Annotated in this window: 8 protein-coding genes; 6 read left to right on the forward strand and 2 right to left on the reverse strand. The window is 56.3% G+C overall.

Annotation, left to right across the window (positions count from 1 at the left end; all coding sequences use genetic code 11):
• The first annotated feature begins 102 nt into the window (after positions 1 to 102).
• The 6 genes from NBV64_RS18795 (at position 103) to azu (ending at position 6,088) form a co-directional block, all read left to right on the forward strand.
• Entirely contained in the window at positions 103 to 807 is a 705-nt protein-coding gene (locus tag NBV64_RS18795; protein ID WP_009464199.1) for a response regulator transcription factor, read from the forward strand.
• 5 nt (positions 808 to 812) lie between these two features.
• Complete coding sequence (locus tag NBV64_RS18800; RefSeq protein WP_009464197.1) at positions 813 to 1,907, forward strand: FecR family protein; 1,095 nt, start codon at positions 813 to 815, stop codon at positions 1,905 to 1,907.
• A 16-nt stretch (positions 1,908 to 1,923) separates the two neighbouring features.
• Positions 1,924 to 3,891, forward strand: coding sequence for a CHASE2 domain-containing protein (locus NBV64_RS18805; RefSeq protein ID WP_250756336.1), 1,968 nt, complete (start codon positions 1,924 to 1,926; stop codon positions 3,889 to 3,891).
• Positions 3,881 to 4,675 (forward strand): helix-turn-helix transcriptional regulator, encoded by a 795-nt coding sequence (locus NBV64_RS18810; protein ID WP_250756337.1) that lies wholly within the window; start codon positions 3,881 to 3,883, stop codon positions 4,673 to 4,675. Before NBV64_RS18805 ends, NBV64_RS18810 begins: the two co-directional genes overlap by 11 nt.
• Positions 4,676 to 4,749: 74 nt before the next feature.
• Positions 4,750 to 5,385, forward strand: a complete 636-nt coding sequence (locus tag NBV64_RS18815; protein WP_250756338.1) for a LysE family translocator — start codon at positions 4,750 to 4,752, stop codon at positions 5,383 to 5,385.
• Between the two features lie 256 nt (positions 5,386 to 5,641).
• Positions 5,642 to 6,088, forward strand: a complete 447-nt coding sequence (gene azu, locus NBV64_RS18820; protein WP_009464188.1) for an azurin — start codon at positions 5,642 to 5,644, stop codon at positions 6,086 to 6,088.
• Between the two features lie 156 nt (positions 6,089 to 6,244).
• Here the strand turns inward: azu and rpoC are convergent, their stop codons facing one another.
• Together rpoC and rpoB are read right to left on the reverse strand one after the other, a co-directional pair.
• Positions 6,245 to 10,507 carry a DNA-directed RNA polymerase subunit beta' gene (gene rpoC, locus NBV64_RS18825; RefSeq protein ID WP_250756339.1) on the reverse strand — a complete coding sequence of 1,421 codons (4,263 nt, stop codon included), beginning with the start codon at positions 10,505 to 10,507 and terminating at the stop codon, positions 6,245 to 6,247.
• A complete protein-coding gene (gene rpoB / locus NBV64_RS18830) occupies positions 10,507 to 14,619 on the reverse strand; it encodes a DNA-directed RNA polymerase subunit beta (protein WP_022983337.1) in 4,113 nt (1,370 codons plus the stop codon). Before rpoB ends, rpoC begins: the two co-directional genes overlap by 1 nt.
• Positions 14,620 to 14,705: the final 86 nt, after the last annotated feature.

Here is a 14,705-nt window from a genome sequence, read left to right on the forward strand (position 1 = left end):
TTTCCCGTTGTCACGGCACACGCATGGAAGCACTTGGTCACTCGCTATCTACATATCGTTATACTGCAGGGCTATTGCACTTCTGCGACAAGGACAATACCCATGATCATCGCTTCCCTGGAAGACGACCTCGTCCAGGCTGAACTGATTGCCCGGATCCTGACCGAGGCTGGCTATGAATGTCGCTCCTTTCATCAAGGAAAGGACCTGCTGGCCGCTCTGGCCAAGCCACATAATTTCGGTTTATTGCTACTGGACTGGGAACTGCCGGACGTCAGCGGCCTGGATGTGTTGCGTTGGGTTCGCACCACACTGGGCCATGCCCTGCCCGTCATATTCCTGACCAGCCGTACCCAGGAAGAGGATCTGGTCACGGGTTTGCAGGCCGGAGCCGACGACTATATTAATAAGCCCGTACGCAAGGGAGAGCTGGTTGCGCGCGTCAATGCCGCTGTGCGCCGTCTGGATCTGAGCACCTCGGCCACTCAGGACAGCCGCTTTTCGTTTGCAGGCTACGACATCTTTCCTGAACAAGGCCATATTGTGCTGAACGGTGAAACCGTTACCCTGGCGCCCAAAGAATTTGAGTTGGCCCTTTTACTGTTTCGCAACCCCGGCCGCCTGTTCTCGCGTGATGTTTTAAGCTCCGCGGTCTGGAACCGGGAAATTCCGGCCACCTCCCGTACGCTGGACACTCATCTGTCCAACATACGCCGTAAACTCCAGTTGCGACCCGAGAACGGGGTACGCCTGACGGCGTCTTACGCCCTGGGCTATCGCCTTGAACTTTTGACCGACCCTAGCTGATTTCTATGATTACTTTGCGTATCGCCGCGCCTCTCGTTTGCGGCCTGATTTGGGGTGGCGTCGTGTCAGCCCAACCTTCTGGCGCCCGCGGCGAAAATTTTGTCTATAAAGTGCTGGCCGGTGACACCTTGCTGGGCATCTCCCAGACCTATACCCGCCAGGACCGCAACTGGTCCGAAATTCAGCGACTGAACGCGGTGGCCGATCCCTACCGTCTACCTATCGGCAAAGAACTGCACATTCCATTTCGCATGATTCCGGAAGTGCCCGCCCCCGCCCGTATCACTCACCAGACCGGCCAAATTCTTGTGAACGGTCAAGCACTGGGTGCAGGAACGACTCATTTGCAAGAAGGCGACCTGATCCGAACAGGCAGCAATGGCTACCTGACGCTGGAGTTGCAAGACGGCAGCCAACTGAGCGTACCCGCACAGGCATCCTTGAGCGTGGCCCGCATGCGTGCCTTTGAAGGCACCGGCCTGACCGACTCGATCATCGCTCTGGACGATGGCGACGTGGAATCACGCGTTTCCCCGGAAAAAACCGGCGTAGGTCGCTTTGAAGTCCGCACCCCTGTCAGCATTACCGGTGTCCGTGGCACCGAATTGCGTGTGCGTACTCAACAAGGCGTGGCTCACAGCGAAGTGCTGGAAGGCCGCGCTGAATTGGGAACCCAGCAACGCAGCACCCCCACCGCCCTGAAGCAGAATCAAGGGGCCGCTGTAGGCACAGATGGCAATATCATGGCGCTGGAGCCATTGTTGCCCGCTCCGCAGATCTCCACGCCCGAGCGTCGCGGTGGCCAATGGAACAGCACGATTCAGGTCGTGCCCGGTGCCCAGGCCTATCTGGTCCAGACCTCTACCGACCCGCAAGGTGCCAAGCTGCTGTCGCGTAACATTACGACAGATACGGATATTCAGTTCGGTGCCTCGCGCCCTGGCACGTACTACGTTACCGTTCGTGCCATTGACCGCCATGGTCTGATGGGCCCGGACACGATCGAAAGCTTTGAAGGCGCAGCCAGCCTGACCAGCTCGGATGGCCAAGCCGTGGTCAGCAATTTTGGCGATCCAATCCTGCTGTCTCAGTTCGAGTAGCTAAACGGCGTACGGCATGAGCAGCCCGGCCCCCAGAAACAGCAAGCTACTCTCTGACCGGATTCGGAAAGAGTGGCATCTGGTTTCGGGCTTGCTGATGCTGCTGACCTTATTGTTCAGCTCCCTGCGTGACGACTTCGCGCTGGGCAAGCTGAACAACCTGATTTACGACTTCACCATGGCAGCCGCTCTTCCACAGGCTGCGCCCCCGGATATTGTCATTGTCGCCATCGACGACTACAGCATCGCCAACCTGGGCTTTTGGCCTTGGCGACGCATCAACCATGCCCAACTGCTAGGCCGTCTCGAACAGGCTCGTGCTGTCGGCATCGATCTGGTTTTTCAGGAACCCAACCCGGCTTACCCCGATGATGACCTGACTCTATCCGAGGCCATACATCATCACGGACGCGTTGTGCTGCCAATGATCTATGACACTCAGCGGCAGGCCGTGCATACCGCCATTCCCGTGCTCAGCCAGGCAGCCCAGGCGTCGGGCTACATCAATATCGAACCTGATTCAGATGGGGTAGTGCGACGTGTCGCCCTGCAGCAGACTACCCCCTTGGGCCGTGTGCTGCCGCACTTCACGATTGCCATGTTGATGACAGGCGGAGATGTGGATCTGGCCCTGCAAGCTCTGGACTCCAGTCAGAAAGACATTCCCCACATTCCCTTTCTGGGCCGCAGCGGCCATTTTCGGACCGTGCCTTACTTCAATGTCCTGAACGGTGATATTCCGCCCTCTTTCTTCAAGGATAAGTATGTGCTGGTAGGAGCCTGGGGCAGTGGACTGGGCGATACCTTTCCTACCCCTTTGTCCAAAGCCGGCATGAGCAGCATGTCGGGCGTGGAGATCCTGGCCAATACCTTGCAAGCCGTACGCAGCAATCATTGGGTGCGCACCCCACCGGCCTGGTTCATTGCGCTGGCCAGTTGCCTGCCAGTCCTGCTGGCATGTCAGGTTCTGATCTATCTGTCGCCACGCGCCACCTTGCTCAGCCTGATCGGGCTGGTCTTTGCGATCCTGCTGGTGAACTGGATCGCCATGCATGGCTTCAATCTGTGGATTCCGCCACTGGCCAGCCTGATTACTGTTCTGTTGGCCTACCCGCTATGGCACTGGCGCAGTCAGGAAGCTGCCCTGAATCAGGTGACCGAAGAACTGAACAAGCTGCAGCTGGAATACCCGGATGTCAGAACTGCTCTGAACGAGCGCCTATCGGGCTTAAGTACACGTAATCTGCCTCATCGTCTGACCCAGCTACATAAATCCATCAATCTGTTGCGCCAGGCCCAGACCAAGCGTGAAGAGACCTTGCGCTTCATTTCGCATGATATGCGGGCGCCCCAGAACTCCATCCTGGCACTAACGAGCTTGCAACGTCAGGATGACAGCAAGCTGCCGCCAGATCAGTTTCTGCACAAGATGGAAGGCTATGCCGAACAAACGCTGGAACTGGTGGACAACTTCATTAGTCTGGCACGGGCCGAGGCCATGGAAATGGTACTGAGCCCGCTGAACCTGTTTGATCTGTTGGCAGACTGTCTGGATGACGCTTGGGCCAGCGCCAGCAAGCGCTCTATCAGCCTGAACTTGAACGACTCGGAGCTGGTCTGGGTGAACGGCAATGCGCCCATGCTGCGCCGCGCCTTTACCAACCTGATTCAAAACGCCATCAAGTACGGACCGGATGGCAACCAGATTGATATAGACCTTGTGCTGGGCAACAACAGCGTTCAGGTATTCGTCAAAGATCAGGGCTGGGGAATTCCGGCAGAAAATCAGGCGACTATTTTTGAGCCTTATCATCGAGCCCACGAAAATACCGAAGGTGCACCTTCGGGTAGCGGACTAGGTTTGGCCTTTGTGAAAACCGTGATCAACAAACACGGCGGGGATATTGTCCTGGACAGCACGCGTAAGCAAGGCTGTACCTTTATCGTCTCCCTGGCCACGATTGCTATCTCCGATGAAGACTGAATTCTGGCGCGATGCCGCCCTGCCCTATGTAGAAAGCCGACGTGCCTGCAACAGCCGGATCTGCTATCAGGAGCACAGCCACCCCACCTACTCGATTGGCGCCGTTGATGGCGGTGGCAGCGTCTTTACGGGCGCACCCGGCGGCCCGGTCCAGCTTGCACCTGGGTCTGTGGTCTTTGTCCCCGCGCACCGCAGCCATGCCTGCAATCCGTTGCCAGATCAGTCCTGGAGCTATCAGATGCTGCATCTGGATGCGGGGTGGCTGGAGCAACTTTGGCAGGAAAGTACAGAGTTCAGACTTCAAGCCCAGGAGCCCATCCGCGTTAGTCACGAGCCACTGCTTTATGCAGCCTACTGTGACTTGAACTCGCTCTTGTTTTCAGCCGCTCCTCTACTGAGCAAAGAAGCAGCCCTGATCGACTTTTTGCTGCACCACGGCTCAGCCCAATCCCAGCCTTTGGCACCCGCTCCCCCACCTAGCCCCATCTTGCAGAAAACCCTGGATCGCTGGGTTGAAGGCCAATTAGCCACTATCCCCCTGCAAGAACTTGCTCGAGAAACCGGTTTTAGCCGCTACCAGCTGATTCGCGCCTTTCGTCGCCATACCGGCCTGACTCCACAGCGCTGGCAATTGAATCAACGTATCAACCTGGCCCGAAACGCCCTGCGCCAAGGCGACGAACTGGCTGATATTGCCTATCGCCTGGGCTTTGCCGACCAAAGTCATTTTCAGCGTGTCTTCAAGCACTACACCGGTGTCACTCCGGGCCAGTACCGCAGCTAAAGCGCGCGCACTTTTATTCAATACGGCACCCACGCTTCTGGTCACACTGCAGTTTTGCTTCTGGACGTACCGCCGTGTCCTTGTTCTTACTGATCGCCAGCACCCATTTCCTGGCCCTGCTTTCCCCCGGCCCCGATTTTTTCCTGATCGCCCGCAGCACCCTGGCCCATGGACGCTGGGTCGCAAGCGGAGCCTGTGCCGGTGTCGCCCTGGCCAATGGCCTGTACATCAGCCTGGCACTAACGGGCTTTGCCCGGATAAGCACTGGCAGCCCTCTCTTTGTGCTGCTACAGGGCGCTGGAGGGCTGTATTTACTGTACCTGGGCGTGAAATTCCTGCAGGTGGCCCATCACACTACTGGGCAATGGATCAAGGCCTCTGAAGCCTCTACAGGCGGCTGGTGGCATCACGCTCTGCTTGGCCTGCTCTCGGGGCTGCTGAATCCCAAGAACGCCTTGTTTTACGCCAGCCTGGCCTCTGTACTGGCCAGTAGCCGCGCTGGTACGGGCCTGCATATCTTGCTGGGTCTGTGGATGTTTTTAATTGTTTTACTCTGGGACTTGTTCATCACCGTTCTGATCGGGCACCCGCTCTGGCAGCAGCGTATACAAAAGCACTTGCCACGTATCGAACAGCTCTGTGGCCTGCTGTTGTGCCTGATCGCCGCTGCCGCCCTCTTCAACGTGGCTCAACACTTGGTCACAAACTAAACATTCCGAAAAGTGAAACCTGATCTGCACCGCCGTCAAGCTCTCTGAAGGTGATAGAGTGAGGCTGTTAGAGCCACATCAAACGATGGGAAAACAAATCATTTACGGTCTCGGACGCGGCGATATAAGCCGGTAAAATAGTCCGGGTCTTTGTTTTGTTAAGCACCTTGAGTGCGCTACAGTCTATGCTGTAAGACCGGAACAACACCACCCGTGTCCCGTTCCTTTTTTTGTCAGTTTTCAAGGAGTTACTAGAATGTTTGCCAAAATCGCTTTCACAGCCGTTCTTGGATTGGCCAGCGTGCCTGCTTTTGCTGCTTGCGACGTTACCATCGAAGGCAATGACTCCATGCAGTTCAACACCAAGAGCATCGTTGTTGACAAGACATGCAAGGAATTCACAATCAACCTGAAACATACTGGCAAGCTGCCTAAAGCAGCCATGGGCCACAACGTCGTTATCTCGAAGAAAGCCGATGAAAGCGCTGTTGCTACCGATGGCATGAAAGCCGGTCTGGACAACAACTACGTTAAAGCCGGTGACGAGCGCGTGATCGCTCACACTGACGTGATCGGCGGCGGTGAAAGCACCTCCGTAACCTTTGACGTCTCCAAGCTGAAAGAAGGCGAAGACTACGCATTCTTCTGCTCCTTCCCAGGTCACTGGAGCATCATGACTGGCGAAATCAAGCTGGGTAGCTAAGCGCATCCGCTTGTAGCCGCCAGGCGGCCATAAAAAATCCCCACGTGGCCTGGCCATGTGGGGATTTTTTTTAGCTCGAGCTATCTGGTTTTAACCGACTACCTGAAGGTAGCGGCCCACCCTGGATAAACAGGGTGGGGAACCACCAAGTCTTGCTTATTCCTGATCGCCCTCTGGGGCTGCAGGTTGCTGCTCGGGCTCGGAGGCGCCGGACACAAAGACCGGGTCTTCCGAAGGCTCAGGAGCCGACGCAAACGGGTTTTCCAGTTCACGGGCTGCTTTGCGCTCTGCCACTTCAAAGGCTTCTTTTTCCTTGCGGGCGGAATGGAAGGCCATACCGGTACCAGCAGGAATCAGACGACCCACGATCACGTTTTCTTTCAGACCACGCAGATCGTCGGTTTTGCCCATGATGGCCGCTTCAGTCAACACGCGGGTGGTTTCCTGGAAGGAAGCCGCCGAGATGAAGGAGTCGGTCGACAGCGAGGCCTTGGTAATACCCAGCAGCACGTTTTCGTACGTAGCTGGAATACCGTTTTCGGCCAGAACGCGATCGTTCTCGTTCAACAGTTCGGAGCGTTCAACCTGTTCACCCGTGATGAAGTTGGTATCACCGGCATCCACAATGTTCACGCGGCGCAGCATCTGACGAACAATCACTTCAATGTGCTTGTCGTTGATCTTCACACCCTGCAGACGGTAAACGTCCTGCACTTCGTTAACAATGTAGTTGGCCAGCTTCTCGATACCCTTCAAGCGCAGGATGTCGTGCGGATCGGCTGGGCCGTCCACAATCATCTCGCCCTTGTTCACCACTTGACCGTCGTGAGCCAGAACCTGTTTTTCCTTCGGAATCAGGAACTCGTGGCTGACGCCGTCCAGGTCGGTAATGACCAGACGCTGTTTGCCCTTGGTGTCCTTACCGAAGGAAACCGTACCCGTAACTTCGGCCAGCAGGCCGGCGTCCTTGGGCGAACGAGCTTCGAACAGTTCGGCCACACGTGGCAGACCACCGGTAATGTCTCGAGTCTTTTGCGATTCCTGGGGAATACGCGCCAGAATCTCACCCACGGACACTTGCTGACCGTCGCGAACGGTAATCAGCGCGCCCACCGGGAAGGAGATATTGACCATGTGATCGGTACCAGCGATCTTGATCTCCTGACCTTGCTCGTTCAGCAGCTTGATCTGAGGACGCATGGTGATCTTGCCACCACGTGTCTTGGGAGTGATCACAACCAGAGTCGACAGACCGGTCACTTCGTCCACCTGACGAGCCACGGTCACGCCTTCTTCGATGTTCTCGAAGCGAACGGTACCGGTGTACTCGGACACGATAGGACGGGTCAGCGGATCCCAGCTTGCCAGACGCTGGCCAGCCTTGATGGCTTCACCATCGCCCACCGTAATGGTGGCACCGTAAGGCACTTTGTGGCGTTCACGTTCACGACGGTTGTCGTCAAAAATGACGATTTCACCGGAACGGGAGATCGCAACACGTTCGCCCTTGGCGTTGGTCACATAGCGCAGACCAATTTCAAAACCGACCGTACCAGCCGTCTTGGTTTCCACCGAGCTTGCCAGCGCTGCACGCGAAGCCGCACCACCAATGTGGAACGTACGCATGGTCAGCTGGGTACCCGGTTCACCGATGGACTGCGCAGCGATAACACCGATGGCTTCACCACGGTTAACCAGCATACCGCGGCCCAGATCGCGGCCGTAGCAGCTTGCGCACAAGCCGTGACGGGTTTCGCAAGTCAGCGGAGTGCGGATCTTGACTTCATCAATACCCAGGTTGTCGATCAGGTCGACCAGGTCCTCGTTCAGCAAGGTGCCGGCGGGGATAACCAGTTCCTGATTGTCAGGGTTGACGATGTCGGTCGAGGCCACACGGCCCAGAATCAGATCGCGCAGGGGCTCGATAACCTCACCACCATCCAGGATGGCTTTCATGGTGTAGCCGCCCTTGGTACCGCAATCGTCTTCGGTAATGACCAGATCTTGAGTCACGTCGACCAGACGACGAGTCAGGTAACCGGAGTTAGCCGTCTTCAAGGCCGTGTCGGCCAGACCCTTACGAGCACCGTGAGTCGAAATAAAGTACTGCAGTACGTTCAGACCTTCACGGAAGTTCGCGGTAATAGGCGTTTCAATAATGGAGCCATCAGGCTTGGCCATCAGACCACGCATACCAGCCAGCTGACGAATCTGTGCAGCCGAACCACGAGCACCGGAGTCCGCCATCATGTAGATGGAGTTGAAGGACTCTTGACGTACTTCTTCACCAAAGCGGTTGATCACTGGCTCGGAAGCCAGCTGTTCCATCATGGCCTTACCCACGCGGTCACCGGCTTTGCCCCAGATGTCCACTACGTTGTTGTAGCGTTCCTGAGCGGTCACCAGACCCGAAGAGTACTGCTTGTCAATTTCTTTAACTTCGTTGCTAGCCTGAGCCAGGATGCTTTCCTTGACGACAGGCACAACCATGTCATTCATGGCGATGGAAATACCACCACGAGTTGCCAGACGGAAACCGGACTGCATCAACTTGTCGGCAAAAATCACGGTGGCACGCAGGCCGCAGCGACGGAAGGACTGGTTGATCAGACGCGAAATTTCTTTCTTCTTCAACGCACGGTTCAGTGCGGTGAAAGGCATGCCCTTGGGCAGAATTTCGGACAGCAAGGCACGGCCAGCAGTCGTTTCGTAACGCTTGATGGTCTTGACCCACTCACCGTCTTCGCCCTTCTCGAATTCTTCGATACGGACGGTCAGACGAGTTTGCAGCTCGACTTCCTTGTTGTCGTAGGCGCGCTGAACTTCAGCCACGTCGGCCATGAACAAGCCTTCGCCCTTGCCGTTTACCAGTTCGCGGGTCGCATAGTACAGACCCAACACGATATCCTGGGAAGGAACGATGGATGGTTCGCCGTTGGCGGGGAACAGCACGTTGTTGGAGGCCAGCATCAAAGTGCGCGCTTCCAGCTGGGCTTCCAGCGACAGCGGCACGTGAACGGCCATCTGGTCACCGTCAAAGTCAGCGTTAAAGGCGGCACACACCAGGGGGTGCAGCTGAATCGCTTTACCTTCGATCAGGACCGGTTCAAAAGCCTGAATACCCAAACGGTGCAGCGTAGGCGCACGGTTCAGCATCACGGGATGCTCGCGGATCACCTCTTCGAGGATGTCCCACACCACTGGTTCCTGGCTTTCCACCAACTTCTTGGCTGCCTTGATGGTCGTAGCCAGACCCATCAATTCCAGACGGTTGAAGATGAAGGGCTTGAACAGCTCCAGCGCCATCAGCTTGGGCAGACCGCACTGGTGCAGCTTCAACTGAGGACCCACCACAATCACGGAACGACCGGAGTAGTCCACGCGCTTGCCCAGCAGGTTCTGACGGAAACGACCGCTCTTGCCCTTGATCATGTCGGCCAAGGACTTCAGTTGACGCTTGTTGGCGCCGGTCATGGCTTTACCGCGACGACCGTTATCCAGCAAGGAGTCCACGGACTCTTGCAGCATACGTTTTTCGTTGCGCAAGATGATGTCCGGAGCCTTCAGTTCCAGCAGACGCTTCAAACGGTTATTACGGTTGATAACGCGGCGGTACAGATCGTTCAGGTCGGAAGTGGCAAAGCGGCCGCCGTCCAGTGGTACCAGCGGACGCAGGTCCGGTGGCAGCACGGGCAGCACTTCCATGATCATCCAGTCTGGCTTGATGCCGGATTTCTGGAAGCCTTCCAGCACTTTCAGACGCTTGGAGATCTTCTTGATCTTGGCGTCCGAGCCAGTGGCTTTCAGTTCGGCACGCAGGCGCTCGACTTCGCGATCGATGTCGATCGTACGCAGCAGTTCGCGCACCGCTTCCGCGCCCATCAGGGCGTGGAAGTCGTCACCGTACTCTTCAGTCTTGGACAGGAAATCGTCATCGGACATGATCTGACCGCGCTTGAGCGGGGTCATGCCAGGTTCGATTACGCACCATGCTTCAAAGTACAGCACGCGCTCGATGTCACGCAGGGTCATGTCCAGCACCATGCCCAGACGGGATGGCAGGCTCTTCAGGAACCAGATGTGAGCAACCGGGCAGGCCAGTTCAATGTGGCCCATGCGCTCGCGACGCACCTTGGAGACGGTGACTTCAACGCCACACTTCTCGCAGATGACGCCACGGTGCTTCAGGCGCTTGTACTTGCCGCACAGACATTCGTAGTCCTTGATGGGACCAAAAATCTTGGCGCAGAACAGACCATCGCGCTCGGGTTTGAACGTGCGATAGTTGATGGTCTCTGGCTTGCGGACTTCACCGAAAGACCAGGACCGGATTTTCTCGGGCGAGGCGATGCCGATCTTGATGGCATCGAACTGCTCGTCCTGAGTGACTTGTTTAAAGAGATCGAGTAGCGCTTTCATTATTTACGCTCCAAATCCATGTCCAGGGACAAGGAACGGATTTCCTTGACCAGAACGTTAAAGGACTCCGGCATACCGGCGTCGATCACGTGGTCACCCTTGACAATATTCTCGTAGACCTTGGTACGGCCGGCGATGTCGTCGGATTTAACCGTGAGCATTTCCTGCAGGGTGTAGGCGGCGCCATACGCTTCCAGCGCCCAGACTTCCATCTCCCCGAAACGCTGACCACCGAACTGCGCCTTACCACCCAGCGGCTGCTGAGTAACCAGGGAGTACGGACCTGTCGAACGAGCGTGCATCTTGTCATCGACCAGGTGATGCAGCTTCAGGTAGTGCATGTAGCCTACGGTGACCATACGCTCAAAGGCTTCGCCGGTACGACCGTCAAACAGGCGAACCTGCGTGCGGTGTGGTGCCAGCTGCAGTTTTTCGGCGATGTCGTCAGGGTAGGCCAGACGCAACATCTGGTCGATTTCCTGCTCGGTTGCACCGTCGAACACTGGCGTAGCCAATGGCAGACCTTTCTGCAAGTTGGTGGCCATGTTCATCACTTCGTCGTCAGTCAACTCGTTGATGCGAGTCTTCTTGCCGGCAGTGTTGTAGACCTTGTCCAGGAACGCGCGCAGTTCGGAAACCTGCACGTTCTTTTCTTCTTGCATCATGTCGTTGATGCGGTGGCCAATACCCTTGGCAGCCCAACCCAGGTGAACTTCCAGAACCTGACCCACGTTCATACGCGAAGGCACGCCCAGCGGGTTCAGAACGATGTCCACAGGGGTACCGTCAGCCATGTGCGGCATGTCTTCCACGGGAACGATGCGGGAAACCACACCCTTGTTACCGTGACGGCCAGCCATCTTGTCACCAGGCTGCAGACGACGCTTAACAGCCAGGTAAACCTTGACCATCTTCAGCACGCCAGGAGGCAACTCGTCGCCTTGGGTGAGCTTCTTGCGCTTTTCTTCAAAAGCCAAGTCGAACTGGTGACGCTTTTGCTCCAAGGATTCCTTGGTGTGCTCCAGCACCAGTGCGTGTTGCTCGTCAGCCAGACGAATGTCGAACCACTGCCAGCGATCCAGATCGTTCAGGTAGTCAGCGGTCAGCTCGGTGCCCTTGGGCAGCTTGCGTGGACCACCGTTGACGGTTTTGCCGACCAGGAACTTCAAGGCACGGTCAAAGGCGTCGTCTTCAACGATTTGCAGCTGGTCGTTCAGGTCCTGACGGTAGCGACGCAGTTCATCATCAATGATGGACTGAGCACGCTTGTCACGCTCGATACCTTCACGGGTAAAGACTTGAACGTCGATCACCGTACCGACCATGCCCGAAGGCACGCGCAGGGAGGTGTCTTTAACGTCAGAGGCTTTTTCACCAAAAATGGCGCGCAGCAGCTTTTCTTCCGGAGTCAGCTGAGTTTCACCCTTGGGTGTCACTTTACCGACCAGCACGTCGTCGGCACGCACTTCGGCACCGATGTACACAATGCCGGAATCGTCCAGACGGTTCAGCTGAATTTCGGACAGGTTGCTGATATCGCGGGTGATATCCTCAGGTCCCAGCTTCGTGTCACGGGCAACAACCGTCAACTCTTCGATGTGAACCGACGTGTAACGATCGTCAGCCACGACCTTCTCGGAGATCAGAATCGAGTCCTCGAAGTTGTAGCCGTTCCAGGGCATGAAGGCGATCAGCATGTTCTGACCCAGAGCCAATTCGCCCAGGTCAGTCGATGCGCCGTCAGCCAGCACGTCACCACGAGCCACGATATCGCCACGTTTGACGATAGGACGCTGGTTGATGTTGGTGTTCTGGTTGGAACGGGTGTACTTGGTCATGTTGTAGATATCTACACCGACCTCGCCAGCCACGTTCTCGTCATCGTGTACGCGAATAACCACGCGCTGTGCGTCAACGTCTACAACCACACCGCCACGACGGGCCTGTACGGTGGTACCCGAGTCAACAGCAACAGTACGTTCGATACCGGTACCGACCAAAGGCTTCTCAGGGCGCAGGCACGGAACTGCCTGACGCTGCATGTTGGCGCCCATCAGTGCTCGGTTAGCGTCATCGTGCTCCAGGAACGGAATCAGCGAAGCAGCCACAGACACGATCTGCGAAGGAGCCACGTCCATGTAATGGATGTTCTCTGGCGCAGTCATCATGGTTTCGCCAGCTTCACGGCAGGCAACCAGATCGTCAGCAAAAGCACCGTCTTCGGTCAACTCGGCGTTAGCCTGAGCGATGACGTAATTGCTTTCTTCAATAGCCGACAGGTAATCGATCTGTTCACTGACCTTGCCGTCAACAATCTTGCGGTAAGGCGTTTCCAGGAAGCCGTACTCGTTCAGACGAGCGTACAGCGCCATGGAGTTGATCAGACCAATGTTTGGACCTTCAGGCGTTTCAATCGGGCACACGCGACCGTAGTGGGTTGGGTGCACGTCGCGCACCTCAAAGCCCGCACGTTCACGAGTCAGACCACCAGGGCCCAGTGCCGAAACACGACGCTTGTGCGTGATCTCGGACAGCGGGTTGGTTTGGTCCATAAATTGCGACAGCTGGCTGGAACCGAAGAACTCCTTGACAGCCGCAGAGATGGGCTTGGAGTTGATCAGATCGTGCGGCATCAGGTTTTCGGTCTCGGCTTGGCCCAGACGTTCCTTGACAGCACGTTCCACACGCACCAGACCGGCGCGGAACTGGTTTTCGGCCAATTCGCCCACGCAACGAACACGACGGTTACCCAGGTGATCGATATCGTCGATCTGACCGCGGCCGTTACGCAGATTCACCAGCACCTGAATGGTGTCCAGGATGTCTTCGTCGGTCAGGGTCATGGGACCTTCAATGCTGTCACCACGGCCCAGACGGCTGTTCACCTTCATGCGACCCACGCGCGACAAGTCGTAGGACTCTTCGCTGTAGAACAGACGGTTGAACAAAGCCTCAACCGCTTCTTCGGTTGGTGGCTCGCCGGGACGCATCATGCGATAGATCGCGATGCGGGCAGCATTGGAATCCGCTGTTTCGTCCGTGCGCAGGGTCAGGGAGATAAAGCCGCCCTGATCCAGTTCGTTGACGTACAGGGTCTCGAAATCACGCACATTGGCTGCGCGCATTTCAGCCAGAATGGATTCGGTAATTTCGTCGTTGGCGTTGGCAATCACCTCGCCGGTTTCGGCGTTGATGATGTTCTTGGCCAGCACACGACCCAGAAGGAAATCTTCCGGGATGGAAATGTATTCGATCTTGGCTGCTTGCAGGTCGCGCAAATGCTTGGCATTGATACGCTTGTCCTTTTCAACCAGTACGCGACCATCACGGTCGGTAATGTCGAAACGAGCAACCTCGCCCTTCCAGTGTTCTGGAACGAATTGCAGCTTGCCACCTTCCTGGTGCAGTTCGATGTGATCGAACTCGAAGAAGTGGGCCAGGATCTGTTCTGGCGTCAGGCCAATGGCCTTCAGCAAGATAGTCACAGGCATCTTGCGACGACGGTCGATACGGAAGAACAGAATGTCCTTGGGATCGAACTCGAAGTCCAGCCAGGAACCACGGTAAGGAATCACGCGAGCCGAGAACAGCAACTTGCCCGAGCTGTGCGTTTTACCGCGGTCGTGTTCAAAGAACACGCCGGGGGAACGGTGCAGCTGGGAAACGATGACTCGTTCGGTACCGTTGATCACAAAAGAGCCGTTATCAGTCATCAAGGGCATTTCGCCCATGTAGACTTCTTGCTCTTTTACTTCCTTGACGGTAGGCTTGCTCACCTCGCGGTCCATAAGGACCAGACGAACCTTCGCCCGCAAGGGGGAAGCATAGGTCAAACCACGAAGTTGACACTCTTTGACGTCGAACACCGGCTCGCCGAGCGTATAGCTCACGAACTCTAGCCGCGCCATTTGGTTATGGCTTACTATTGGAAATATGGAACTGAAAGCTTCCTGCAAGCCTTCAACCTTACGCTGAGAAGGCAGCGTGTCCTTCTGCAAGAAGGTTCTGAAAGAATGCAGCTGGGTAGCCAACAGGTAAGGAACCTGCTGTACGTCTTCACGTTTGGCGAAGCTCTTGCGTATGCGCTTTTTTTCGGTGTACGAATAAGGCATGAGCACTCCGACTCAAGGGTTACACGGACCGTCAACCACGGCCCTGGTTTACGACTCTAAAAAACCCGACTTTCTACAATACTAAT

The sequence above is a fragment of the Alcaligenes sp. DN25 genome, assembly GCF_023674485.1.
GTDB lineage: Bacteria > Pseudomonadota > Gammaproteobacteria > Burkholderiales > Burkholderiaceae_B > Alcaligenes > Alcaligenes phenolicus.

Coding starts and splice junctions, on each gene's coding strand:
- NBV64_RS18800 (WP_009464197.1), top strand. CDS start 813: ATGATTACTTTGCGTATCGCCGCGCCTCTCGTTTGCGGCCTGATTTGG.
- rpoC (WP_250756339.1), bottom strand. CDS start 10,507: ATGAAAGCGCTACTCGATCTCTTTAAACAAGTCACTCAGGACGAGCAG.
- NBV64_RS18810 (WP_250756337.1), top strand. CDS start 3,881: ATGAAGACTGAATTCTGGCGCGATGCCGCCCTGCCCTATGTAGAAAGC.
- rpoB (WP_022983337.1), bottom strand. CDS start 14,619: ATGCCTTATTCGTACACCGAAAAAAAGCGCATACGCAAGAGCTTCGCC.
- NBV64_RS18795 (WP_009464199.1), top strand. CDS start 103: ATGATCATCGCTTCCCTGGAAGACGACCTCGTCCAGGCTGAACTGATT.
- azu (WP_009464188.1), top strand. CDS start 5,642: ATGTTTGCCAAAATCGCTTTCACAGCCGTTCTTGGATTGGCCAGCGTG.
- NBV64_RS18805 (WP_250756336.1), top strand. CDS start 1,924: ATGAGCAGCCCGGCCCCCAGAAACAGCAAGCTACTCTCTGACCGGATT.